We start from the raw sequence: 25,393 nt of genomic DNA, 5'->3' as shown, positions 1-25,393 counted from the left end.
TGATTGGGTTTGGCGATTTAATTATAGGACAACCAGATGTCTTTTTGTTATAAAAAAAATAATTGGCGTTCCTACTCCTAAGAGTAACAACACCAAATATTATAGAACCAAATTATAGAGCCCAAAAAACTCTTTCTGTTCTTTTATTTTTTTTGTTTTTAATTCTCTAATTTAGTTCGTAAAGAAAACCACGTACTATAGCCTCAGCTTTATATACAGGAAGCTAAGTCCTCTAGCAAAAAAGCATATACGAACTTTTATGTGAGTGGTATGATGAAAAAGACAAGAGATCATTAGAGTCTCTGAATTTATTACAAGCTGATAGACGAACTAAAAAAGATAGCGTCTATTTTCCATTACGGAAGTAAGGAATCGCTCAGAAGTTAAAAACCAATCAATCCCCATGTTCGATGCAACGATTTCGTGCCAATAACGATTAAGTAGCGAGCCCATTTTACTGAGAAATCAGTAGGCTGGCTTTGTTTTAATAGTGTCAAGAGTGAGCTGGACACGTTAGGATGAGCGCAGTTCAGGAAGCGTCATTTGAAATTTGACTGGGGAAACAACCAGCTAGATGTGACGATTGTTTTTGAAAGTAAGGGGACTATTTTTGAAAGATGAGGTGAAAAGTGTGGAAAAGATTTTAGTTGTAGAAGACACGGATGAAATCAATGAAATACTGTGTCAGCATTTACAAGCATATTATGAAGTGCAGCCAGCTTTTTCTGGTACAGAAGCAGTACTTTACTTTCAAAAAGAATCCTTTGATTTAGTACTACTGGATATTATGTTACCAGGAAAAAATGGCGAAGAAGTGTTACGAGAAATAAGAAAGAGTAGTGATGTACCTGTTATTATGCTAACTGCTTTAGGTGATAAGAAAAAGGTTAGTCAAGTATTACTAGATGGAGCGAATGATTATATCACGAAGCCTTTTGATTTAGATGAAGTACTCGCTCGTGTTACAGTGCAGTTGCGTAATGGATCAGGACAAAACCAACAAGAGATCACCAGTTGGAAATTTCGTGAGCTGATTTTAGATGGTCGAGATTTTACTTTGAAAAAGGGACATCAAGAAATTCGTCTAGGAAAAAAAGAATTTGCAATTTTAAAGACGTTGATGGAACATCCTGAGCAAATTTTTACGAAGGAACAGTTATATGAAAATGTTTGGCACGAAATTTATTTGACCGGTGACAATACGTTGAACACACATTTAAGTAATTTACGAAAAAAGATTGCGCAACTAGACGAGAGTCAAGAGTATATCGAAACGATTTGGGGACTAGGGGTTCGACTAAAAGGAGCTTCAGAATGATCTATTATACAGTTTTTATCACTTTTTTATGTCTGCTAGTTGGTAGTTTATATGTGCGACAAGTACTGGGAATCAAAAAGAGTGCACAAGAAATACAAGAAAAACGGAAGAATCATTCCAATGTTGTATTAACAACAAAAACGTATAGTCGTGCTTTGAATCAGATGATTCAGGAAATCAATGATCTTTTTTCTGAATTGCAGATGTTGCAAATAACAAGTCAACAGGAAAAAGCTACATTAGATTTAGCCATCCATAACATCACCCACGATATTCGTACACCTCTGACTATAGCGAATGGCTATCTTTATCAATTAAAACACACAAACTTGGCAGCAGATGCTACTCAAACGCTAGATAAGATCGAAAAGAACTTAAAAACTGTGGCTAATCGCTTGGAAGTATTGTTGGAATATCAAGATCTATTGGAAAATAATGTAAAACCAGACTTAGTAGCGCTTAATTTCAGTCAATTTTTCAAGGAGCAGCTGCTCACATATTATGATTCACTCACACAGTATCAATTCAAGGTAACTTTGGAGATTGAAGAAGATTTGTGGATCGAAAATGATCTGGAATTATTAGAACGCATCTTGCAAAATCTTTTTAGTAATACATTGAAACATGGGCAAGATGACCTGACGATCCGTTTGCATCGTGAAGGGAAATTTATGCAGCTGATTTTGCGAAACAAAACGCAACAGCCAATCATAAACTTAGCTCGCTTGACTACTCGATTTTATTCTGAGAATTTAGCAGATAGCGAGGATTCTTCAGGATTAGGTCTATTTATTGTTCAAGAATTGGTGACTTTAAGTCAAGGGTATCTGGAACTATCAGCAGAAGAAGAGGATTTTCAAGTGATGTTATCCTGGCCTTTGGTACAGGTGAAAAATACGAAAAAGAATGTGGTACAAAGCTAAAAATCAGGTTTGCCACAGACTCTCGAATAAACGGCGGGAGCAGAAGCAACTCCTTCGGAAATAAGCCGAAATTCACAAAAATTTGAAAAGCAATTATCGTTCATTTCTTCTTATTTCTCGGAGTTAAATACTTCTGTCCCAGCCTCTCTCAAATAAACGGCGTCCAACAGTCAGCTTTTTCGGAAATTAAAAAAAAAACGTGGGACAAAAGTAAGAAACACTTTTGTCCCAGCCTTTTTTCTCTCAAATTTCTCACACCTAAACGACTTTTGTCTCGACCTCTTTTTTTATAGATCACGTTTTCGTATGCCTTGATAGGCTAGACAACCAAGGATAATCGTAAAGGCTAATGCGGCTATGATTGCTTTTAGCCAATAATGCTCAGGCATATCTTTTAACCAGGCGATATTGATATTTGTCTGGAAGTCAAAATATTTTAGCCATTCAACTTTAGGCAGAACAGCCGAAATGATGCCAAGAACCATGGAAGTTACAATTACACCGATGACTGCTGATACGTTCGAAAATGTCAGGGTCAAGAGTAATAAGGCAACCGCGAAAATAGCTTGAAAAGTAATAAATTGAATCCCCATCATGCGGAGAAGATCGCCCCAGAAATTTTCTGGTGGAGTACCAAATCCGTAACGAATGCCTGCTGCTAGGAAGGTAAAGCCGTAATAAAATATAAATTGGCAAGCGGAAATCAATAAGAAAATCAGATACTTGGACATAAAGAAATACCAACGAGAAATCCCGATTGCTAATTGATTCTTATAAGTCTTTTTAGTTAGATCATAGCCTAAAATCATCACAAACAGCGGTAAAGAGAAGTAGATGAGATAAGCGGCCATTGTGCTCATAGCAATGACTGTTTGGTAGCTGTCCCACTTTAGATCGAGAGCACCGCTTTGTAAATGTTTCAATTGTTCAGTCATGACTCCGGCAGAGCCTAGTGCTTGAGTGAAAACGGAAACGATGATGATTAAAATCAAAGCAATTTGAGTAATGAAAAAACCTTTTGTGTGAAGTAACCGATAGAAATCAGCTCGAATCGCATTAATCATGAGGATGTTCCTCCTTGTCACCAATCAAATGGGTGAAATAATTTTCTAAGTCTTGTTTTTGGTAATAAATTCCCTCAATCATGATTTCTTTTGCCACCAATAAACGTGTGATTTCATTTATCTGGTGTGATTGTTCAAAGATGTGAAGTTCATTTTGACTGACCACTTTGATTTTAAAAGCAAACTGATCCCTTAGAAGAGTGCTGGCCTGTGCGGAGTCAGGTGTTTTTAAGACAATATAATCTTCGCTAAGTTGGTCAAAGTCCACCTTCGCTATTTCCTTGATGAAAACACCATTATTGATGAACCCAAAGCAGGTGGCTACTTGGTAGAGTTCAGTTAAAATATGACTAGAAATAATGATAGTCATGCCGTATTCTTCATTCAGTCGCTTGATCAAATGGCGAAAAGAAGCGATGGCAATGGGATCAAGACCGTTGATTGGTTCATCTAAAATCAAAAAATCTGGCTTAGATAAGATTGCGATGGCAATACCTAGTTTTTGTTTCATACCTAAGGAAAAATCTTTGAATTTCTTTTTTCCAGTATCAGCTAGATCAACTAGCTCTAATGTATCTTTGATGACCTGCTGACTATTGAGAATCCCCCGTAGTTTGCAATAATAAGACAAGTTTTCTTTAGCGGTCAATTGATCATAGGCTACCGGCGTTTCAATCACGGAGCCACAGCGATGGAGCGCCTTGGTCCATTCTTGATTTGTAGTAGAGCCAAATAGCGACACAGTACCACTCGTAGGTGGAATCAATCGAGTAATGGTTTTTAGTAAAGTGGTTTTCCCGGCACCGTTTCGCCCAATCAACCCATAAACTGATCCTTTGGGTATTTTCAAAGAAACGTGATCTAATGCTTTTTGATGCCCATAGGTTTTAGAAACTTGTTCTAATGTTAGAATTGTTTCCATTTTTTTCCCTCCTGAAATTTTCTAAAAGGTATCTCCCTTTGATAATTTAAGTATAAAGAGTATATTTCAAATAATTAGTTATCAATTCTCAAATGTTTCTAAATTTTTTGTTGAGGCTGGGACAGAAGTGTTTAACTCCGAGAAATAAGAAGAAATCAACGAAAAGTGTTTTTTACTTTTGTCCCACACTCCAAGATATATCTTTAAACATAAAAGAAAAAGTAGTAAAGTATTTTCTTTTTGCTTGAAGAAGTGCTTTAGCGAGAAGATACGCATGACGGGTTATACGTAACACTGGAGCTCCCAAATTTTCAGTTCCTAACTGTTTGTGGCTGACGATAAATTTTTTTAAAGATAACAGAAATAATTCTAATATGTGTTGTTTGCTCTTCATTATCGAATAGTTATCGTTGTTTTTAATTGGCATAGTAGTTTTCTTTTATTATCTGTTTGCTTAGATGAAACAAAGTACGCTGAAAAAAATATCTGCGAAATTTTATGTGGTGGTATAATAAAAAAGAAAATAAGCTAGTGTTATTACGATTCAATAAGGTACGGCAGACCACAGAAATCAAAGATGGTTTATATTTTTTCTTTATGGGGTTAGGAAGTTGCTTTGAAAAATTAAAAAATATTATATCCTTCTATAATCATATACTTTGTCACCAATAGCAATAATTAAGCAGGTGGCTATTTTTATGGTGGATCGGTGTTTTTTTATTTTGGCAGTATGAGAGAACAGGACATTTATAAATATATATCAGATGGCATGATGTATTTGGAAGGAGAGCATTAAAAATGGAAAGACAAGTATTTGGTAAAGAAATAAAAAGAAGACGTAAAGAAAAAAATTTTTCTCAATATGATCTTGCAGTAGGAATCTGCTCTCAGTCCATGCTTTCGTTTATTGAATCTGGTAAATATGTTCCAAATGCCCAAATAATAGTAAAACTATGTGAGCGACTTGATTTAAATACCGATCGATTAATCCTTCATGATCATTATGCAATAAGCCCTATCGAAAAATTTAGTGAAAAGTGCGAGGAACTATGTAACAATCATGACTATATCGCGCTCAATAAATTTTTGAACCAAGAGACAGTACTTCAATCAATTGATACAGTCCAACAAATGCAAGCTTACTACTATTACTTAGCTTGTAGCCAATTCCATATTGAAGGGGATAAACAAGAAAGCCTTAGAAGTTTCAAACTAGCCTTGGCAGAATCGCAAGATAACACGATAAGTCTGCTGTCTTTGATGGGAGAGGCTGTTGTGTATTCACAATTGGGCAAAAAAGAAAGTACAATAAACAACATACGGGCAGCAATGAGAAATATCGATACTGTAGAATACGAAAAAAATCTGAATATTTTGTTCTATCTTCAGGCCTATGCTTACTTAAATTTAAATATGTTGGTAAATTCCTATAATGCAATTGAGAAGGGAATTGCATTTATTACGACTCATGATTCTCATTTTATGCTCGGAAATTTATTTTTTCTAGCAGCTAAGATAGCAGAGAAAACAGGGGAAGAGAATAAGCAACGGGACAGTATTCAGCATAGCAAACTATTTGAACAACTGTTCAGCGAAAAAGTTTTTAAAGATATATCTTGATTATTAGGATACTAATTATTATTAATAGCCATGTTCATATATTCTATATCTATCAAATAGAGGAGGTAGTTTATATGAATAAACCACTATTTAAAAATATCGTAATGATTTTACAAAACAAAGAAAAGGCATTGGCATTCCTAGAAAATCCCAACAACATTTTAAAATGGGACTCAGATATTGCTTGGATTGCAGAACAGCAAAATGGATTGAAGATTAGTCGGTCACATCAATCATTAAACGATAATGAAGTGATGACAGTTGAAAGGAATGGTGATCAAGTTATCTATTATAATAAAGGAAATCATCTAAATTATCAGGTTGTATTTGAATTGATAGAAGAGAATGGTCATTTAGAAATAGCAGAAACATTGCTTTTTCCAGAAAAAGCAAATAGTAGTTTGCCGATAAAACTATTAAAACCAGTTGCAAAACATGCATTTGCCGCCAAATTAGACGATCTAGCTACGGCCCTTGAACAATTATAGAGATATACATCTGTTTGGATAATCTAGACTGGTTTTCTTTTTATGGTTAAAACTTTTAGTGCAAAAATACCTCCAAAAACGCTGATTTTTTTGGGGTTAAAAATTGATTGAGTTCTTTCCTATTTGGATTATTTTACAAGTAAAATCTCTTGAAACAAGTTACTGAACACAAAAGAATAGCATTTTATCTAACAGGGATCTAAGTTGTAAAAAGGAGAGTGGGACAAAAGTAAGAAACACTTTTGTCTTATTCTTTAAAAACGAATAAAGGGTGGGAGCGGAAGCAACTCCTTCTTATTTCTCGGAGTTAAACACTTCTGTCCCAACCTCATTGCTGATGAAATCAGAAAATGCAACAAGTGATTTCTCTAACAGATTGAAAAACATCATTTGTATTTCAGTTATTTTAAAAAGAAAGTGATTTTGTTTTTTATCCAGTGAAATGTTGAACTGAAAAGAAAAAAGCTAATTTTCTTGTATTTTTTTATTAATTTCTATTCAAAGGAAAAGATGGATAAATCTTTTCTTTATTTATGATACCGTTATTTTGTACACAAATAAAAATGATGGGGAGAAATTATGAAAAATAAAAAAAAGCTTCTTTTTTGTTGTTCAATGTTAGGGATCATTCTTTTTTCAAACAGGTTAAGTGTGGAAGTCGAAGGAAATGAAAGAGAGTTCGTATCAAGTACAACAAAATCAAATCAAAATATTGCCAAGTATTTGGAAATCAAGCAAAGTGAACATGTCGAAAATTATCGTGCAAGAATTTTAGATAATTGGTTTGGTCCAAGTACGAATCAATCAACGGGTATCTACAAACGAGCACACGAAGTCATTGAAATTTATGTGGATGAGCAGACGGATCAGCGAAAAATGCCTTCTTATACGATTTCAGGTATTGCTTTGAATGACTATAACGAAGGTGCAAACTCTGGTAAGACACTAAAAAAGGGCAAGAATATCATTGCTGGGAGTATGGAAGGAATCATTCATATTCAAAATGAAACCGAACAAACAGCACAAGGAAGTATTCATGTAGAAATCAGGGGTGGGATTACTGTTCCGCGATTTATTCTAGGCGAAACAACAAATCAGGAGTGGCAAGAATTAGTAAGTAATTATCCCGATGCACCAGGGTACGAGCTAGTGGGTGACACAGTATTGATTACTGGTTCAAATGAATCTATTCATCTAGTCAAAGATCCAACGAAAATTTTAGAAACACAGGAAAAAGTGGTGAGACTTCATGATCAAACAGCAGGATTGGACGGAAGTTCTTCGCTACATCGTAGGCCAACTGGTTTGGTTCAACACATGCGTGAAACAAAAGAAGCGGATGCTTTTATGTATGCTTTTTATCAACACACCGCTTATCATACGGAAACTATGGATGCGTTATTAGAACCTGAAAAATTAAATCAATGGGGCATGTGGCATGAAATTGGTCACACCTATCAAATGGAACGTATGGATTGGCATGATATGGTCGAAGTGACGGTCAATATCTATTCTTTACGGGCACAAAAAGCGTTTGGGCAACGTAGTCGACTAGAAGAGGGCAATACTTACAGAGAAATGTTTAACTATCTGAATCAAACAAAAAAAGAGTTTGATCAGCAAGATGTTTGGATGCGATTAGGAATGTTTTGGCAATTAGAACTTGCTTTTGGAGAAGACTTCTATCCTAATTTACATAAACGCTATAGAGAAGAACAAAAGTCTCTTTCGTCTGAACAAGCAAAACGCCAGTATTTTGTAGTTTCTGCTTCAAAGATCAGTGGAAAAAATCTAACTCCATTTTTTGAGCAATGGGGTATTGAAGTAGCGAATGAGAGTAAAAAAGAATTAGCGGCATTACCAAAACTAACGAAGAAAATTTGGGAGTATCGCGATGAGATGACTGGAGAAATTGGCAATATCGAAGAAGATACCCAAGCTCCTACGATTCCAACGAATATAGTAGCAACAGTTACTTCTGATTCTGTTCAGTTGAGATGGAATCCTGCTTCAGATAATGTTGGTGTAACAGGGTATAACATTTATCGAAATGGTCAATGGATTGCAAAAACAGGACAAACCAATTTTTCAGATCTTCATTTAAATAGCAATACTACTTATACTTATCAAATCAGTGCGTATGATGCAAAAAACAATGAGTCAGACAAAAGCCAGAGTTTAACAGTAGTCACCAAAGAAGAAAATAGTTCTTCTGACACTTGGGCTAAGGAGTCGGTTTATGTGGCAGGAGATATCGTAACGTATAAAGGAATCACCTACCGAGCAAAGTGGTGGAATAAAGGAGCGGTACCTGGTGTTTCTGACGTATGGGAAGCAATAAATGATCCCGGATCTAATCAGCAATGGAGTAAAGAAAAAGCATATGTACAAGGCGATATTGTCATATATAACGGAGTAACTTATCGCGCAAAATGGTGGGTAAAAGGGGAAACCCCAGATACTTCACAAGCCTGGGAACCTATTGGAGGAACAAATACTGTCAAAAAGAATTGGAATAAAGCGACTGTTTATGTAGCAGGTGATATGGTCACCTACAATGATGTCACTTATCAAGCAAAATGGTGGAATAAAGGGGAAGATCCTACTCGTTCAGCAGCATGGAAGATAAAAGGATAGAGCGTTGCAAGTCCCATGAATTACTAAAAAGAAAAAATGATGAGAAATGCAAAGTCCTAAGTCAATAGATATCTATAAAGAAGGAAGGAGACAAGATTTTTTGTCCCTCCTTTTTTCGTTTATTGGAGCGAATATTGAATACCTCAAATAAAAAAGCAAGAACTTCTTGGTAATGGAAAAAAGTGAAACTTCGTATCAGTTATTTATTGCTATAGTAAAGTTATACCTTGATCAAAGGTATAACAGTATTCTCATCACATATATAAGGAGGAAATGCAATGAAGAAAAAAATCAAACAGGCAATGTCGTTATCTTCTGCAGCACTAACTGTTATGTCTGCTATTCCAATGTCGCTAGTAGCGTCAGTAGCAGATGCCTACGCGAATGAAACAACGGAAACAAATATTCAAACAAACTCACAAGAAAAAACTCAACCAACCTATCGAAATGTCATGTACTATGGTGACTGGTCGATTTATGGTGGGCAAGGGAATTATTTTCCAAAAGATATGCCAGCTGATCAGTATACCCACATCAATTTTGCTTTTGTTGACATGGACAGCAATGGTGATTTGCTTTTACCGGATCAAGATGCTGCATTTGCTTCAGGTGTTGGCTCTGGCCATGAATGGGGAAGCCAACTTGGTGGAATCATTCCAGCGTTAGCAGCTCTCCGTGAAAAAAATCCGAATATCAAAACGGGTATTAGTTTAGGCGGGTGGTCGAAATCTGGCGACTTTTCAAAAGTAGCAGCAGACCCAATTAAACGAGCAAAATATGTAAAAAATGTGATGCAATTTCTAAAATATACAGATATGGATTTTATCGATGTGGATTGGGAATACCCGAATAGTGTTCGTCAACCAGATTTAGTCGATAATAAAAACGATGAGGGAACACCTAACGCAGGACCGCAAGACCGTGAAAATTATCTAACACTGATGCAGGATCTCCGTAACGCTCTGGACAAACAAGGAGCTGAGATTGGCAAGACCTATGAATTGTCAACAGCCATTCATGGAGCGAAAGAAAAACTAGAAGAACACATGGATGTTAAACGCTTATTCGATATCATTGATTTCGGAAACGTGATGACCTATGATCTACATGGTGCTTGGGACGAAAAAGCAGGACACCAAACAGCATTGTATACAAATCCAAATGATCCAACAAGCTACTCTATTGATGCTGTCGTTGATTATTTACTTGGTAAAAATATTGATCCCAAAAAAATCGTCATTGGTGCAGCATTTTATACTAGAGGGTGGGATACTGTCGAAAAAGGCGGAGATGCTTCACGACCAGGACTTTTTCAACCTGCTAGTGCGACAAATAAAGATGCGGACGGAACTGCTTCAAAAGGAGCAAACAATGAAGCGCCAGCAGCTATTGGTGATGGTGGGAGAATGAGTGGTGTGTGGTCTTATCGCAGTATCGACAAGCTAAAAGCACAGATGCCTGACTTAAAAGAGTATTGGGATGAAGAGGCACAAGCACCATTCATGTATAGTGAATCTACAAAAGATTTTTATACATTTGATAACGTCCGCTCAGTAACTGCGAAAGCAGAATACGTTAAAAAACATCAATTAGGCGGAATGATCTCATGGATGGCATCACAAGATAAAGCGACAAATAATAGTGCAGTCCGTGATGAATTAACTAAAGCCATTAAAGAAGGTCTATTTGGAAAAGAAGCATTACCAGTACAAAAACAGGACTATGATTTACGGTTAGACGTGGATATGGCTATTCGATTAGGATCAACAGATTCTGGGAAAAAGGGCTTTGAACTCACACTTAAAAACAATGAAGTTTTAGAAAATTATGCTGGAAACGCGTTACAACCAGCGGATAAATTTTATAGTACAGTAAAACGTCCTAAGCTGATTTTCACTCTGAAAGATGGTGCAACTTTAGCACGTGGAGATTACAAGGCAGGTGCTGTAACTGTTGACGGAGACAAGTCGATCGTCGACTTATCTGCTGTTTACGATGGCCGTTTTTTGACTCCCGGAAATACATACACATTCAAACTGGTGCGTAATGACAGTCAAGAGGTCTCGCCAGACCAGATCGAGTCGGTTGTCTTAGAGCAATATTATGATGATAAAACACAACTATCCTCTCAAACAATCATCGGGGAAGCAGAAAGTAATCAAGCGCCAGTGATTTCTGGTGTGGGAAATCAAACCATCACAGTAGGCGAAAGCTTTGAACCATTAGCAGGAGTGACTGCGACGGACAAAGAAGATGGCGATTTGACAGGTCAAATCAAGGTAACAGGTAAGGTGGATACAGCTAAAGAAGGGAATTATCCACTTACCTATTCAGTGACCGATTCTGATGGAAATGAGACGATTGCGAAACGTGTAATCACGGTTGAAAAGAAAGAGATCAGTAATGAAAAGCCAAAATTCTTCGGAGTGAACAGTCAAACGATCACAGTAGGCGAAAACTTTGACCCACTAGCAGGAGTGACTGCGACGGATAAAGAAGATGGTGATTTGACAAGTCAGATCAAGGTAACAGGTAAGGTGGACACAGCTAAAGAAGGGAATTATCCACTTACCTATTCAGTGACCGATTCTGATGGAAATGAGACGATTGCGAAACGTGTGATCACGGTTGAAAAGAAAGAAATCAGTAATGAAAAACCACAATTCTTCGGAGTAAACAATCAAACCATCACAGTAGGCGAAAGCTTTGATCCATTAGCAGGAGTGACTGCGACGGATAAAGAAGATGGTGATTTGACAAGTCAGATCAAGGTAACAGGTAAGGTGGACACAGCTAAAGAAGGGAATTATCCACTTACCTATTCAGTGACCGATTCTGATGGAAATGAGACGATTGCGAAACGTGTGATCACGGTTGAAAAGAAAGAAATCAGTAATGAAAAACCACAATTCTTCGGAGTGAACAATCAAACGATCACAGTAGGCGAAAACTTTGACCCACTAGCAGGAGTAACTGCGACAGACAAAGAAGATGGCGATCTGACAAAACAGATCAAGGTAACTGGTAGTGTTGATACAACGAAAGCAGGAGTATACACCTTAGCTTATTCTGTGACAGATAGTGACAGCAATACGACTCGTCAAGAAAGAACGATAACCGTCAAACAAAAGGCTACAGTTGATTTTGGTGTTGGACAAGGAATCCAATGGCCAGCACAAGTTATGGCACCATTCGTCGACATGACAGCTTATGTTTCTGATAGGGAATTCAGCAATAACGGTGCACCTAATTTAGCTGAAATTGCAAAGCAATCGGAAACTAAATTCTTCAATCTTGGCTTTATGCAAGCAACCGGTGTAGTGAATGGTCGACTAAATTGGTCGTGGGGTGGATTCAACGGCCTTAACGAACTAACCAATGACCAGTGGCAATATGAAGGAATCAAAAAAGCAATTCGTGAACTACGTGAAGAGGGTGGAGATGTAGCTCTTTCATTTGGTGGACTAAATTCTGGCGCTTTCTGGGAGTTGACACAAGATGTCACGATCCTGACGAATGCGTATCAGGAATTGATAGAAGGTTACGGATTGACTCGAATTGACCTAGATGTAGAAGCAGGAGCAATGGATTATCAGCACAACAAAGCAAATGCAAAAGCGATAAAGAAAATCCAAGAACTTACTGGTGTGAAGGTGACACTTACATTACCGGTAATGCCAACAGGTTTGATCCAAACGGGGCTTGATGTATTGAAAGCATACCTTGAAGAAGGTGTTGATCTAGAAAACATAAATATCATGACGATGTGTTATGGTGCTAGTGTACCATATTATGCAAAAGGATCAATTGATGCTGTGGATAATACAATGAAGCAAGTGAAAGATTACTTCAAAAAATATGCAGGGATTGATTTAACTACAGAACAAGCCTATGTAAAATTAGGAACAACACCATCTGTTGGTTTTGAAAATACCGGACATCCATACTTTACGACAGAAATGATGAAACAAGTTGTCGATCACGCGGTTGAGAAGAACATCGGAATGGTTTCATTCTGGTCGATCAATCGAGATGCAAAAATCGATAACGGTGTTGGCCAAGTCAAGAATCGATTCGAATTTACGAAAGTTGCGCAAACATTTGGTGAAAGTGATATTGAGCCAGATACAGAAGCACCAACAACGCCAAAAAATCTAACTGCAAGTAAAGTAACGCATCACTCAGTAGCACTGAATTGGGAGGCAGCAACAGACAATGTAGCTGTGAAAGAATACTTGATTTTCCGTGATGGAAACAAAATCGGTACGACAAAAACAACTAGCTTCACGGACACGACTGTAGAAGCAGAAAAAGAATACGCGTATCGTGTGCAAGCAATTGATGCTGCAGGAAATACTTCTGCGTTAAGCAATGAATTAACGGTACAAACAGAAAAAATGCCTGTTGATAATCAAAAACCTACAGCGCCAAGTAATCTATCGATTCTAAACATTACAGAAAAAAGCGCAACTGTTTCTTGGAAAGCTTCAACGGATAATGTAGCTGTTTCTCACTACATCGTAAATGTTACTGGAAAAGGTTTGACGACTGAAAAAACAGTAACTAGCCTAAATTATTCGATTACTGGTTTACAAGCTGGAGAAGAATACAAAGTTACTGTAAGAGCGGTAGACACTTCAGGTAACGAATCAGATGCAGTAAGTAAGTCGTTTGTAACGAAAGAAGAAAGCACAGAAACGATTCCACAATGGGACCCTAATAAGATTTACTTAGGTGGAGAAAAAGTGATGTTTGAAGGCAAAGAATATGTAGCCAATCATTGGACGTTAAATGATCGACCAAGTGAATCAGGACAATGGGGACCATGGTCATTGGTTACCCCAGAAGCATCTGAAAAAAATGGAGAGTGGAATACTTCCGCTATCTATCTTGCTGGACAGATCGTCACACTTAACGGTCAAACATACCGTGCAAAATGGTGGAATCAAAACGTCAACCCAGAAACGGTCCAACAATGGGGGGTATGGGAAAAAATTTAGCTGAGTACTAAATAAAAGCTGTCAAAACAGAAACAACCTCAAAAATTCATACTTTTTCGGAGTAGAGAAATCTACTCCGTTTTTTGTGTCCAAATAAGCCATCTATTGGATTTTTTTACGTGTTTCAATTCGTATCTTATGATTTATGGTCTTATTTTTTACTTTACGTCAATGTCGATTAGTTTGATAAGGTTGCATGAAAAGATGGGATGTGAATAATCGCTTTTACATCATGGCGTAAATAGAAAAGGACGAAGTTGAACATAATTCCTCTAGCTTGTGTCATGAATTAGTGGAAAAAAGTGAGCTAAATCGTTCATTTTTGTGATTTATTTTTAGTAAATTTGCATTGTTTTCGTTCTTCGGTCAAAGCATTGAACGGTTCAGCTAGCGATGCTATACTTGCCACAGTAAAAAAGAAAGCGATAACAAAGCGAATAGAGAGGTGATGAAAATGAATATTGAACAATTGATTACAGAAGAATTGATTATTTTCGATGAGACGATTCGTTCAAAAAGTTCATTGTTTGATTGCTTAGGTAGAAGGTTGGAAGCAAGTGGCAGAGTCAAGAACTCTAAAAAGATCATCAAGGATTTTCTAAAAAGAGAAAATGAGACCTCAACGGGGATAGAGGATGGATTTGGTATCCCTCATGCAAAAAGTAAGTATGTGCTGGAGCCGACACTCTGCTTTATCCATAGCGGAAGGATCACCGACTATGTTGGAATGGATGAACAGCCGATTGAATGTGTGTTTGCAATCGCCGTACCTAAAAAGTCAGCAGACGAACATTTAGAAATTTTGAGTTCATTGTCACGAAAATTGATCGATCCAGTATTTAGACAACAATTGAAAGAGGCAGTTACTGCAGCAGAAATCCTCACGTGTTTAACTGAGTAAAGCGACTATCCAAAAAACGAACTATTGTTATCAGGTATCAGAAGTATGCTAGTAAAAAAGCAGATGGGGGAGAAAAATGATGAAAATAATTGGTGTGACAGCTTGTCCTACTGGAATTGCCCACACGTATATGTCAGCGGAAAAACTAGAGATTACTGCTAAGAAAATGAATCTTGAAGCAAAGTTTGAAACACAAGGAATCAAAACTGAAAATACATTGACGGAAAGTGAAATTGCAGAGGCACAAGCAATTATTTTAGCGATTGATAAAGAGATCGATATGGAACGGTTTACAGGTAAAAAAGTAAAACGAGTATCCACGAGTCGGGCGATCAAAGAACCGGAACTGGTGATCAAAGAGGCATTAGAAGGAATTGGAGTAAGTGAAGTTTCAGGAACAACGAAACAAAAAGCAACAAAAAATCAAAAGCCAACTCTCTATAATCATTTTATGAGTGGCGTGAATTATATGCTGCCATTTGTAATTGCTGGAGGCATTATTATTGCGTTGAGCTTTGCTTTCGGTATTACAGCTTCAGATCCGCAATCAGAAAACTATAATGCATTAGCAGGTGCGCTGTCACGTATTGGTGGCGATACAGCGTTCGCCATGATGGTTCCGGCTTTAGGAGCAGGTATCGCCACTTCGATTGCTGGAAAAGCTGGATTTGCTCCAGGGATTGTTGCTGGCCTACTTGCTTCAACTGGAGGTTCTGGATTTCTTGGCGGAATGATCGGTGGATTATTAGCGGGGTATCTGACTGATTTTCTAGCAAATAAAGTAACGATCAAAAAAGAACTTCTTTCGATCTATCAGTTGATCGTAGTGCCGCTTGTATCGATTCTTATTGTTGGTCTAGCCATGGTTTTCATTGTCGAACAGCCGATTTCTTGGTTGTTGGATACATTGACGAACTGGTTGAATAGTTTAGGAAATACATCAGGGTTGATGTTTGGTCTGATTATTGGGGTCATGATGGCGGCTGACATGGGTGGCCCTATCAATAAGTCGATTTCTACATTTTCCATCGGTTTGATGTCGGCAGGTGTGAATGCACCGATTGCAGCTTGTATGGCTGCAGGGATGACGCCGCCTTTAGGTATCGCGTTAGCGACGATTTTGTTCAAGAAAAAATTTACGAAGGAAGAACAAACTTCTGGGCAATCATGCTGGATACTAGGAGCTTCCTATATTACAGAAGGAGCGATTCCTTTTGCGGTATCTGACCCCATTCGCGTTATTCCTAGTTTGATCATCGGGTCTGCTACTGCTGCAGGGATTTCGATGGCAGCTGGAGTAACTTCGATGGCCCCTCATGGCGGTATTTGGGTCATGCTGATCCCTAATGTATTGAATGATTTACCAATGTATCTAGTCGCGATTGTCTCTGGAACAGTGGTTACAGCACTTTCCTTAGGATTGCTAAAAAAATCGGTGGAAGAAAAGACAGTTACAGAAAAAGTAAAAGAAGAAAAACTAACAAATGAGGTGGAAGCATAATGTTATATACAATGAAAGAGTTACTAAAAGTTGCAAAGGAAAATCAATTTGCCGTTCCGGCTTTCAATATCTGTAGTTATGATATGTTGAAAGCAATCGTAGAAGAATCTGAAAGACTAAATGCTCCAGTTATTTTAGAAATCCATCCTGATGAAATTGCTTATCTCAATGATGAATTCGTTGCTTCCGTTAGAGCGTATGCCCATAATAGTAAGATTCCTGTAGTGATTCATTTGGATCATGGTGGTACAGTGAAAGATGTTTTGCGGGCGATACGAAACGGTTATACTTCGGTGATGATCGATGCATCTTTACAATCTTTTGAAGACAATTTAGCGATTACCAAAGAAGTCGTTGCATTAGCTCATGCAGTGGGCGTCTCAGTAGAAGCAGAAATTGGAACGATTGGCAATAACGGCTCTGCAGAAGGTGGGGCGGCGAACATCATCTATACAGATCCTGAACAAGCAAAACATTTTGTCGAAGAAACGAATATCGATTCATTAGCCATTGCTATCGGCACAGCGCATGGATTATATCCTAAAGACAAAACGCCAAAATTGAACATCGAATTATTGAAAGAGTTGAATCAGCAAATCGATAAGCCATTTGTATTGCATGGTGGTTCAGGTAATCCAGATGCGGAAGTCAGTGAATCAGTCAGATATGGGGTGGCAAAAGTCAATCTCAGTTCAGATCTCAAGAGTGTGTTCTTTGATGCACTACGAGAAATACTGAGCGACAATCCAGAAATGTATGAACCAAATGCTGTCTATCCTTACGCAAATAAAAAAGTTCAAGAGGTAGTGAAGCATAAAATGGGTGTACTGAATACGATTGGTAAAGCAGAACTATATTAAAAAGTCATGATCCAAAAGAGCGCTGGCTTTTGCCAAAGCTCTTTTTGGTGTTAAAGTAGATGCAAAGAATGGGAGGAGACGAAAATGTTAAGTGAAGTAGAAGATCGTCAACAGAAAATCGTGAATCATTTAAAAAGCAATCAGTTTGTAAGAATCACTGATCTGATCGATTTAGTTAATTACAGTGAGGCGACGATCAAGCGTGATCTTGTATCCTTAGAAAAGAGTGGCTTGATTCGCCGCGTTCGTGGCGGTGCAATGTTAGTAGATAATCAAAAAATCGATGTGCCATATTTGATGAAAATCAATCAATTAGATGAAGAAACAGAAAAAAGAAAGATCGCAGACATTGCCTCATCCTTGATCAAAGATGATATGGTCTTGTTTTTAGATTCTAGTACGACTAGTTTGCACCTGATTCGAAATCTAGGAAGATATGAAGGATTGCAGATCATTACAAACGGCGTGATCACAGCAGCGATGCTAAGCGAATTTACATCAGCGAAAGTATCGATCGTAGGTGGGACGATCGTTCAAAAACGAGCGACGATCAATGGCTCAAAAGCTTACAACGACGTACTGACATATTCTGCAGATTTAGCTATTATTAGTTGCCGTGGCTTCGATTTTACTCAAGGAGTGACCGAAACACATGAAGGAGAAGCCCTATTAAAAAAAGCGTTCCGAAAGCAGGCAAACCATTTGATGGTATTGGCAACACAAGAGAAAGTAGGGCAACGATTCATGCATCAAGCGATTGCGTGCCATGAGATTGATTATTTAGTGACAAGTAAAGAACTAACGAATGATCAATTTGCGAAAATGGATGAGCATCATATTCGTTGTTTTTATTGATGCCTAGAACTCCGTATCATAATCTATGATTTGTGCTGATAAATCTATAATATGTTCATGTACACACCTTTTGGTAAGCGCTATCATTTTAATTGTAATGATTATTGTATAGAAAGGAGGATCGAGCGGGGATATTTTTATTTAAAATAAAGGTTGCATCATATTATAGGAGGACTGAATGAAAAAGCTAGCGAAGACTTTTAAAGTAGGAACACTAGTTGGGTTTGGAATCATAGGATTATTTTTTGGAACTATGCCTGTCATTGCTGAGGAACAACCTGAAACACAAGGTGCAGTGGCCACTTCAATGGAGAATCAGCCAGAATCATCTTACTGGTTCCCAGATGAATTGTTAGAGTGGTCATTTGCCAAAGATGCAGATGCTAAATATAACGTCAGTACGGAACCGTTAGCAAAAAGAGTAGAAAAATCTCAATTGATAAAAGCAAACAAAACGCAAAATGAACAGATGAAAGTGGTTGCTTTATCGATCATGAATAGTAGTACAAGCGGTAATGCGCCACGAGGTTCAAACACGTTTGATGCGAATGTTTTTTCAAATTGGCAATATATTGATCAGTTAGTTTACTGGGGCGGTTCGGCTGGTGAAGGAATAATCGTTCCACCAAGTCCAGATGTGACAGATGTAGCGCACAAAAATGGTGTGCCAGTACTTGGAACGATCTTCTTCCCTCAAGGAGCACATGGCGGAAAAATCGAATGGCTCGATACATTTTTAAAAAAGGATGCGACAGGCCATTTTCCAATTGTTGATAAAATGATCGAAGTTGCTCAAAAGTATGGGTTTGATGGATGGTTCATCAACCAAGAAACGGAGATAGGCTTAACGAAAACCCATGCAGATCTGATGAAAGAACTGATCGTTGAATTTAAAGAAAAAACGAGTAATGAATTGGAAGTCATGTGGTATGACTCGATGACAAATGAGGGGAAGATGGATTGGCAGAATGCACTAACAGAGAAAAATCAAGATTATCTAGTAGATGCCGATTTGAATCCTGTAGCAGACAGCATGTTTCTTAATTTCTGGTGGAATACCGACCGACTAGCCAGTCAAGATTTATTACGTAAATCAAAAGAAAAAGCTGAAACATTAGGGATTGATCCATATGATTTGTTTGCCGGCATCGATGTTCAAGAAAGAGGATATGATACACCGGTAAGATGGAATCTTTTTGCTGACAATCAAGGAACACCCTATACCTCGCTAGGCTTATATGTTCCAAGCTGGACCTATTCTTCTGCTAGTGATCCAAATGAATACCAGCAAAAGGAAGAAAAATTCTGGGTAAATAATCAGCATGATCCGACTAAGAGTGTCTTACCAGAAGGGACTGAGTGGCCAGGGATCTCTACTTTTGCAGTCGAGCAAACAGCAATCACACAATGGCCTTTTGTAACGAATTTCAATGTTGGAAATGGCTATAGCTATTATTTGAATGGGACCCCAATTTCAACAACAGAATGGAATAATCGCAGTCTGCAAGATATCATGCCAACGTATCGCTGGATCATTGAGCAGGGAGGTGGTAGTGAGCTGTCAGGAAGTATTGATTATACGGCCGCTTACAATGGTGGAAGTTCAATTGCATTAGTTGGAAAGATAGCTGCAAAAGAATCAAATAAGATCAAGTTGTATCAAACAAAGGCTAAAATCGAAAAAAATATGACATTTACGACTATTGCAAAAGCAACGGACCGTACAAACTTGGATCTTGTACTTGAGTTTGAGGATGGGACAAGTGAAACATTTAAAGGAAATAAAAAAGTGACAAATGATTGGACAACGGTTGCTTATCACTTGAATAAAGCAACCGATAAAGTAGTGACTTCTATCTCTTATGAGCTATCTTCTTTCGCTGACAATGACGAATATGCATTGAATTTTGGACAAATCGTTGCGGCACCACAAGGGAAAGTATCCTCATCGAACATTGAAAATCCAGTAATCGAAGATATCAAATTTGATGAAGAACGGATACATGCAGGCATCCGCTTGATGTGGGAAAGTACGCATCCAGAACAAAATGCACGCTATGAAATCTACCGTGTGCTGGAAAATGGCGAGCGTTCATTTATCGGAGCAACATCTGCACAAACGCATTTTATTGATGGTCTTGAACGTCAAGGCGAATCAATAACGGGAATCGAAATCGTACCTGTCGACCTTTATGGCAAACAAGGACAGCCATCACAGATCGTCACATTTGAATGGCCACAGATGCAACCACCTAAGGCTTCTTTTTCTGTATCTAAAACGATAGTAGCACCAGGTGAAGAGATCGAGTTTACAAATACTTCTTCGGCAAATACTCAAAGTGTCCAATGGTCATTTGAAGGGGCATCGATCGAATCAAGTCAAGACCAAAATCCTGTGGTGACTTATTCTAAAGAAGGAGTTTATGATGTTCAGTTGACTGCAATCAATGAGGCAGGTGAAACCACTAATAGAATGAAAGGGATCGTAACTGTTACCAATGAAGCACAAAATGGTTTGGCCTTACTCTCTAAAGATGCTAAAGCAGAAGCTTCTTCTTATGTAAATGAAGCGGAAGCACCAAAGTTCGCTGTAGATGGAGATCTAGGAACAAAATGGTGTGCAACAGGTAGTGCGCCTCATGTGCTGACAGTTGATCTAGGATCATTAAAAACAGTAAGTGAAATACGGATGGCACATGCCGCAGCTGGTGGAGAAAGTCCAAGTATGAACACGAGAGCGTATACCCTTGAGCTGAGTGAAGACGGAACAAATTTCCATGAAGTTTCTCGTACGGCAAGCAACAGCGCTAGCAATACAATCAATACATTTGCAGCAGCTTCTGCGCGATTCATTCGATTAACAGTTAATCAACCAACACAAGGAGCCGACTCGGCAGTCCGCCTCTATGAATTTGAAGCATATGGTTTAACGAAATAAAGAAAAGGAAAAAATCTGTATAGAGTCAAAAGAATCGCATGATTTTTTGTATAATAGTTATCAGGAAGTTATACAAAGTTATAAAAGAATGACACTTGAAAAAGAGTATCTCTTTCAATGCTATGAAATAGTAGACTGTTTTTTCTGCTTGATTATGGTACAACCTATTAGTCTATGGTTTATCAAGGGCTTGTTTCGTAAGCAATGCTGAATAGCACCATTTACAAAATTATAGGCTGAGAAGTAGCGTTTCAAAAGCAGAAAAGAAAAGACAATGCTTATAACAGCATGATATAGTACAGGTAAGGACAAATCGAAATTTGTAGGGAGATATTTATATGAGTGAATTTACGATTAATGAAATGAAAGAGATGCAAAAAATACTACAAGAAAAATACAAAGACAAATGGGAAGGTATTTCTGCTGAAGTAGGGCAAAATAAATTGCTTTGGATGGTTGGAGAAATTGGCGAAGTAATTGATATTGTAAAAAAACATAGCGGATTAAAAGCTAGTCAAGATGAGGATTTGAGAAAAGATTTGATTGAAGAATTAGCAGATATATTGATGTATTACAATGATATTTTATTATGTTATGATATCTCATCTGATGAATTAAAGTCTGCATATGTTAATAAGTTTGAAAAGAATATGAAGCGTTGGTAAATTTGAAATTGAAAGGAGATTGGGAATGTAAGGATAGGAATATATGACTGTAAATTTAAGTGTAGATCCATCATTTGATGTTCATGTCAAGTTAGATAGATATATTGTTAAACTGAACGAATATGGTAAACAAGGGTGGAACTTGATTTCTGGCATGGATGATTGGAAGTATTTAATTTTCGAGCGGTAAATTGAGGATAAGAAGAATGATAACCTCCAGTTTATAAGAAAAATAGCCAGATGATCGCAAAAATATGAAAGATATTTTTGTGGGACATCTGGCTTATTTGTGAGATCGTTGCGCGATGCAACGATCATTTTTTATCAAATACTGAATTTAATTCATTTCAAGTTTTACTTGATGATTCTTTTTATGATTATATCCTAAATAAAGAACAGTACAAATCAATGGGATAATACCTGAAACAACATATAATCCTCTAAATGAAGTGAGTGATTTCAATACACCCATCAAATAAGGGCCAACACCAAGACCTAGATCTAATCCGATAAAGTAGGTTGAAAGAGCAATACTGATTCGGTGTTCCTTCACGATCTTTAAGCAAACTGCTTGACCATTTGACATGAATGTTCCATAGCCTAGACCAACTAGTGCACCAGAAAGTAGTAAAGTAACGCTATTCGTTGTTACACTTAATAAGAACAATCCAGCTGTTAAAAATAGGTAGCTAGGATACATAACGTATTGTTCGCCTTTTGCATCAAAGATGCGTCCAGTTAATGGACGAGTAAAGGTAATGACTAAAGCATATACTACGAAGAAAAATGAACCAGCGGAAACCAAATGAATGACTTTAGTATAAGAAGACAAGAAAGACAAAACACTTGAATAAGAAAGACCCATCAAGAATGCGATACCCGTAATGAATAAAGCTTTCTTTTCGATAAAGCCGTTGATGTTCCAAGAACGTAGTGAAGTTCTTTGTTCATCAGACAATACGATATTTTTCACTGGGAAAAACATACATGCAATCGTTACAAGGAAAACAAGTACAATAGAGAACCAAATGATAAAGTGGAAATCTGTTAGGTTAAGTAAGATCATTCCTAAAAATGGTCCAATCGCAGCGGCTAAACTTGTACTTAAACCGTAATAGTTGATTCCTTCACCTTTTTTAGCTTCAGGAATATAGGCAGTTACGATCGCATTTGTTGCAGTTGAAACTGTTCCATAACCAAAACCATTTAAAAAACGAACAAGATACAAGACACCGATTGAAGGTGTGTAAAGATAAGCTAAAGTTGAAAGGAAATAAAAGATCGCACCGCCACGTAATGTGAATTTACGACCGAAGAGTTCCAATTGTTTTCCCATAAATAAACGGGCCAACAGTGTACCAATAATGTAGATCCCAGATGCAAAACCTGCCTGGCTCATGGTAGCATGTAGATCATCTTGCGCAATGACTGCAATGATGACCATAAGTAAATAGTAGATCAAATAGACAATGAAGTTGATAAGTGTGATTCCGATAAAATATTTATTGAATAATTTCTTTTCCATGTGCTCTGTAAGGTCCCCTTAATCTGAATATGCTTTTAATTTTTCAATTTGTACTTCGACGTCATGATAGTTTGATGGATAACGATCTACCAATTGACGAATAAATAAATCACGAGTTGTCATAAATAAATCAAGAAATTCTTCTAACTCGTTTGATGGTTGTTCATCCACGGATTTGACCAACTCAATAGAGTTTTGATACGCATCATTTAAGAAGACTAATGATGCTTTCATATCAAACCTTGTCTGATAAGCTGTCTCAAGTCGATTAATGATTGTTTTCATCCAATAGTTCATTTTTTTCCCTCTATTCTTAAAAAGTTTTACATTCGCAGTATACCGAAACAAAAAAAAGAAAAAAATCGCGTTCGTAGTATAAAATAGTACTTAACAAATGTTAATATCATTAGTAAAATACTTTTGAACTTTAAAAAGTACAGAAATCTTGTATTATCTTTTTTATATGAAAGTTTGGATGGGGGAGCATCATTGGACAGTAGAGTGCTGAAGGAATATTTGGAAAGAAATAATTTTCCAATTGTACGAAAAAGATATCATAAGTATCTGACGTTTGAAGGTGTGGAAGATTGCTACACTTATATATTGAAAGAAGGAACGGTGAAGGCGAGTGTCATTTCAAATGACGGAAGAGAATTCAATCTGAGATACATAAAAGATCTTGAAATCGTCTCACTGATCAAAGATGAATATTCTCAGTTTATTGATTCTCCTTATAATATTCGAGTAGAATCAGAATATGCAGAATTTTATCGAATCAATCGTGTAAAGTTTTGGGAGCAGATCAACGATGATCCTAAGATGCAACATTACGTCAAAGAGTATTATCGTTATCGCTTACTCTATTCAATGAAAAAAATGCAACAAATGTTATTGAATGGGAAGTTAGGGGCTGTTTGTACACAATTATATGAATTGTATGACCTATTTGGCGTTCGAACTGAGGAGGGCTTGGTGATTGATTTTATCATTACAAATGAGGAAATCGCAAAGTTCTGCGGAATCTCAACAGCAAGCAGCGTTAGCCGTATTTTAAAGCAGTTGAAAAAAAGCGGGATTATCAAAGTAAAAGACCACCGAATCATCATTACAAACATGGACTTATTAGAGGATAATATTATTTTTTAGAAAGAAAAGAATAAGTTTTTGATGGACGTCTTACGCTTCGTGAAGTAAGAGAAAGCAACTCCTCTGAAAAATAAGCCGGGATTCACAAATATTTGAAAAGTGATTTTTGTAGCTCTTTGTCAATAAGGACTGATGAGTTTTGTAAAATCAAATCTGGGATAGAAGGACTTAACCTTCTGTCTCAGATTTTTTTGTTATTTCACTTGAATCAATTGAAAGTAAGGTTTCTATTGGTTCAAGAATTCATAAAATGTTAACCAAATTTAATAGAAAAGGATAATTATGTATATACGTTCTTTCTCGTATGTGTTATACTATGTATATACAGGAAGAGGTGTCTAATATGGAAATGTTACCTATAAAAAAATGGGGAAATAGTAATGGTCTTAGATTGCCAAAGTATATTATGGAATATCTTGGAATTCATACAGAAGACAAAGTGAAGATAACACAAGAAGAAGTAAACGGTCAAAAGCGGCTAATCATCGAAGCGGCTAATTTAGAAAATGAATTAACAATTGAACAGTTATTTGAAAATTACACTGACGAAAGAAACCATGTGACGATTCAAAATTTAGGTGAAGCAGTAGGTAATGAAAAATGGTGAGAAACCCTAGACAAGGCGATATTCTATTATTGAATACAGCACCTCGATCTGGACATGAACAAACAGGAAAAAGACCTTATATTGTTTTAAGTCATGATATTATTGCAGATTATAGTAACGTTGTTACAGTTGCTCCAATTTCTAGTACAACTAGAAACTATCCGTTATATGTAAATATTAATTCACAATATGAAATGAAGACAACAGGAAAAGTATTATTAGATCAACTAACGACAATTGATTATGAAGCCAGAGAGTGTATTTTTTTGGAAAAAGCACATGATAGTTTGGTTGAGGAGTTATTGATGAAAGTTAGAACAGTATTTCAAAAAGTAAGTAAATAAAATAGAAACAACAGCATGATCACCTACCTTTTGTTGACCATGCTGTCTTTTTTGGGCTCTTTGTCAATAAGGATTGAAG

The 25,393-nt window shown here is 37.1% G+C and carries 20 protein-coding genes and 1 pseudogene; 15 read left to right on the top strand and 6 right to left on the bottom strand.

Annotated features, from left to right (window positions below; all coding sequences use genetic code 11):
• Positions 1–631 precede the first annotated feature (631 nt).
• Entirely contained in the window at positions 632–1,318 is a 687-nt protein-coding gene (locus CJZ72_RS01860; RefSeq protein WP_081134868.1) for a response regulator transcription factor, read from the top strand.
• Positions 1,315–2,241: a sensor histidine kinase gene (locus tag CJZ72_RS01855; protein WP_081134864.1), complete on the top strand. Its 927-nt coding sequence runs from the start codon at positions 1,315–1,317 to the stop codon at positions 2,239–2,241. Before CJZ72_RS01860 ends, CJZ72_RS01855 begins: the two co-directional genes overlap by 4 nt.
• Before the next feature lie 22 nt (positions 2,242–2,263).
• On the opposite strand, the pseudogene CJZ72_RS15025 reads toward CJZ72_RS01855, so the two are convergent.
• From CJZ72_RS15025 to CJZ72_RS01835, 4 genes and pseudogenes are all read right to left on the bottom strand, one after another.
• A pseudogene (locus tag CJZ72_RS15025) lies at positions 2,264–2,383 on the bottom strand (DUF3788 family protein); the annotation flags it as partial.
• Between the two features lie 145 nt (positions 2,384–2,528).
• On the bottom strand, positions 2,529–3,305 hold the full coding sequence (locus tag CJZ72_RS01845) for a hypothetical protein (protein WP_081134862.1): 777 nt from the start codon (positions 3,303–3,305) through the stop codon (positions 2,529–2,531).
• Positions 3,298–4,227: an ATP-binding cassette domain-containing protein gene (locus CJZ72_RS01840; RefSeq protein WP_081134861.1), complete on the bottom strand. Its 930-nt coding sequence runs from the start codon at positions 4,225–4,227 to the stop codon at positions 3,298–3,300. The genes CJZ72_RS01845 and CJZ72_RS01840 overlap by 8 nt, the downstream gene beginning before the upstream one ends.
• 172 nt (positions 4,228–4,399) lie before the next feature.
• Entirely contained in the window at positions 4,400–4,621 is a 222-nt protein-coding gene (locus tag CJZ72_RS01835; RefSeq protein WP_157728878.1) for a hypothetical protein, read from the bottom strand.
• Between the two features lie 404 nt (positions 4,622–5,025).
• On the opposite strand from CJZ72_RS01835, the gene CJZ72_RS01830 reads away from it, so the two are divergent.
• The 10 genes from CJZ72_RS01830 (at position 5,026) to CJZ72_RS01775 (ending at position 21,692) form a co-directional block, all read left to right on the top strand.
• Positions 5,026–5,847 (top strand): helix-turn-helix domain-containing protein, encoded by an 822-nt coding sequence (locus CJZ72_RS01830; protein ID WP_081134858.1) that lies wholly within the window; start codon positions 5,026–5,028, stop codon positions 5,845–5,847.
• A gap of 74 nt (positions 5,848–5,921) precedes the next feature.
• Positions 5,922–6,335 (top strand): hypothetical protein, encoded by a 414-nt coding sequence (locus tag CJZ72_RS01825; protein ID WP_081134856.1) that lies wholly within the window; start codon positions 5,922–5,924, stop codon positions 6,333–6,335.
• Positions 6,336–6,914: 579 nt separating this feature from the next.
• Positions 6,915–8,972, top strand: coding sequence for a M60 family metallopeptidase (locus CJZ72_RS01820; RefSeq protein WP_081134855.1), 2,058 nt, complete (start codon positions 6,915–6,917; stop codon positions 8,970–8,972).
• A 278-nt stretch (positions 8,973–9,250) separates the two neighbouring features.
• Complete coding sequence (locus CJZ72_RS14655) at positions 9,251–13,972, top strand: glycosyl hydrolase family 18 protein (RefSeq protein WP_232509775.1); 4,722 nt, start codon at positions 9,251–9,253, stop codon at positions 13,970–13,972.
• 454 nt (positions 13,973–14,426) lie between these two features.
• Entirely contained in the window at positions 14,427–14,873 is a 447-nt protein-coding gene (locus CJZ72_RS01800; RefSeq protein WP_005878238.1) for a PTS sugar transporter subunit IIA, read from the top strand.
• Positions 14,874–14,952: 79 nt separating this feature from the next.
• On the top strand, positions 14,953–16,374 hold the full coding sequence (locus CJZ72_RS01795) for a PTS fructose transporter subunit IIC (protein WP_081134852.1): 1,422 nt from the start codon (positions 14,953–14,955) through the stop codon (positions 16,372–16,374).
• Entirely contained in the window at positions 16,374–17,234 is an 861-nt protein-coding gene (locus tag CJZ72_RS01790) for a ketose-bisphosphate aldolase (protein WP_081134850.1), read from the top strand. Before CJZ72_RS01795 ends, CJZ72_RS01790 begins: the two co-directional genes overlap by 1 nt.
• A gap of 84 nt (positions 17,235–17,318) precedes the next feature.
• Entirely contained in the window at positions 17,319–18,089 is a 771-nt protein-coding gene (locus tag CJZ72_RS01785; protein WP_081134849.1) for a DeoR/GlpR family DNA-binding transcription regulator, read from the top strand.
• 178 nt (positions 18,090–18,267) lie between these two features.
• Positions 18,268–21,027, top strand: coding sequence for an endo-beta-N-acetylglucosaminidase (locus CJZ72_RS01780; protein ID WP_095443575.1), 2,760 nt, complete (start codon positions 18,268–18,270; stop codon positions 21,025–21,027).
• Between the two features lie 338 nt (positions 21,028–21,365).
• Complete coding sequence (locus tag CJZ72_RS01775) at positions 21,366–21,692, top strand: MazG nucleotide pyrophosphohydrolase domain-containing protein (RefSeq protein ID WP_016177343.1); 327 nt, start codon at positions 21,366–21,368, stop codon at positions 21,690–21,692.
• 337 nt (positions 21,693–22,029) lie between these two features.
• Here the strand turns inward: CJZ72_RS01775 and CJZ72_RS01770 are convergent, their stop codons facing one another.
• Both CJZ72_RS01770 and CJZ72_RS01765 read right to left on the bottom strand, forming a co-directional pair.
• Positions 22,030–23,217, bottom strand: coding sequence for an MFS transporter (locus CJZ72_RS01770; RefSeq protein WP_081134847.1), 1,188 nt, complete (start codon positions 23,215–23,217; stop codon positions 22,030–22,032).
• An 18-nt stretch (positions 23,218–23,235) separates the two neighbouring features.
• Positions 23,236–23,514 (bottom strand): hypothetical protein, encoded by a 279-nt coding sequence (locus CJZ72_RS01765; RefSeq protein WP_081134846.1) that lies wholly within the window; start codon positions 23,512–23,514, stop codon positions 23,236–23,238.
• Positions 23,515–23,706: 192 nt separating this feature from the next.
• On the opposite strand from CJZ72_RS01765, the gene CJZ72_RS01760 reads away from it, so the two are divergent.
• From CJZ72_RS01760 to CJZ72_RS01750, 3 genes are all read left to right on the top strand, one after another.
• The gene (locus CJZ72_RS01760) at positions 23,707–24,363 is read left to right on the top strand and encodes a Crp/Fnr family transcriptional regulator (protein ID WP_005878251.1); all 657 of its coding nucleotides are present in this window, start codon (positions 23,707–23,709) and stop codon (positions 24,361–24,363) included.
• A 343-nt stretch (positions 24,364–24,706) separates the two neighbouring features.
• Positions 24,707–24,970 carry an AbrB/MazE/SpoVT family DNA-binding domain-containing protein gene (locus CJZ72_RS01755; RefSeq protein WP_081134844.1) on the top strand — a complete coding sequence of 88 codons (264 nt, stop codon included), beginning with the start codon at positions 24,707–24,709 and terminating at the stop codon, positions 24,968–24,970.
• Entirely contained in the window at positions 24,964–25,314 is a 351-nt protein-coding gene (locus CJZ72_RS01750) for a type II toxin-antitoxin system PemK/MazF family toxin (protein WP_081134843.1), read from the top strand. The genes CJZ72_RS01755 and CJZ72_RS01750 overlap by 7 nt, the downstream gene beginning before the upstream one ends.
• Positions 25,315–25,393: the final 79 nt, after the last annotated feature.

This window comes from Enterococcus durans, from assembly GCF_002277935.1.
Lineage (GTDB): Bacteria > Bacillota > Bacilli > Lactobacillales > Enterococcaceae > Enterococcus_B > Enterococcus_B durans.
Note: the sequence above shows the minus strand (reverse complement) of the source record. Positions and strands in the feature narration are given on the sequence as shown.

Bases quoted from the DNA above. Each gene is read 5' to 3' on its own strand.
- CJZ72_RS01780 (WP_095443575.1), top strand. From the start codon at position 18,268: ATGAAAAAGCTAGCGAAGACTTTTAAAGTAGGAACACTAGTTGGGTTT.
- CJZ72_RS01855 (WP_081134864.1), top strand. From the start codon at position 1,315: ATGATCTATTATACAGTTTTTATCACTTTTTTATGTCTGCTAGTTGGT.
- CJZ72_RS01795 (WP_081134852.1), top strand. From the start codon at position 14,953: ATGAAAATAATTGGTGTGACAGCTTGTCCTACTGGAATTGCCCACACG.
- CJZ72_RS01840 (WP_081134861.1), bottom strand. From the start codon at position 4,227: ATGGAAACAATTCTAACATTAGAACAAGTTTCTAAAACCTATGGGCAT.
- CJZ72_RS01845 (WP_081134862.1), bottom strand. From the start codon at position 3,305: ATGATTAATGCGATTCGAGCTGATTTCTATCGGTTACTTCACACAAAA.
- CJZ72_RS01835 (WP_157728878.1), bottom strand. From the start codon at position 4,621: ATGAAGAGCAAACAACACATATTAGAATTATTTCTGTTATCTTTAAAA.
- CJZ72_RS01785 (WP_081134849.1), top strand. From the start codon at position 17,319: ATGTTAAGTGAAGTAGAAGATCGTCAACAGAAAATCGTGAATCATTTA.
- CJZ72_RS01775 (WP_016177343.1), top strand. From the start codon at position 21,366: ATGAGTGAATTTACGATTAATGAAATGAAAGAGATGCAAAAAATACTA.
- CJZ72_RS01770 (WP_081134847.1), bottom strand. From the start codon at position 23,217: ATGGAAAAGAAATTATTCAATAAATATTTTATCGGAATCACACTTATC.
- CJZ72_RS01820 (WP_081134855.1), top strand. From the start codon at position 6,915: ATGAAAAATAAAAAAAAGCTTCTTTTTTGTTGTTCAATGTTAGGGATC.
- CJZ72_RS01790 (WP_081134850.1), top strand. From the start codon at position 16,374: ATGTTATATACAATGAAAGAGTTACTAAAAGTTGCAAAGGAAAATCAA.
- CJZ72_RS01755 (WP_081134844.1), top strand. From the start codon at position 24,707: ATGGAAATGTTACCTATAAAAAAATGGGGAAATAGTAATGGTCTTAGA.
- CJZ72_RS01750 (WP_081134843.1), top strand. From the start codon at position 24,964: ATGGTGAGAAACCCTAGACAAGGCGATATTCTATTATTGAATACAGCA.
- CJZ72_RS14655 (WP_232509775.1), top strand. From the start codon at position 9,251: ATGAAGAAAAAAATCAAACAGGCAATGTCGTTATCTTCTGCAGCACTA.
- CJZ72_RS01825 (WP_081134856.1), top strand. From the start codon at position 5,922: ATGAATAAACCACTATTTAAAAATATCGTAATGATTTTACAAAACAAA.
- CJZ72_RS01765 (WP_081134846.1), bottom strand. From the start codon at position 23,514: ATGAACTATTGGATGAAAACAATCATTAATCGACTTGAGACAGCTTAT.
- CJZ72_RS01830 (WP_081134858.1), top strand. From the start codon at position 5,026: ATGGAAAGACAAGTATTTGGTAAAGAAATAAAAAGAAGACGTAAAGAA.
- CJZ72_RS01800 (WP_005878238.1), top strand. From the start codon at position 14,427: ATGAATATTGAACAATTGATTACAGAAGAATTGATTATTTTCGATGAG.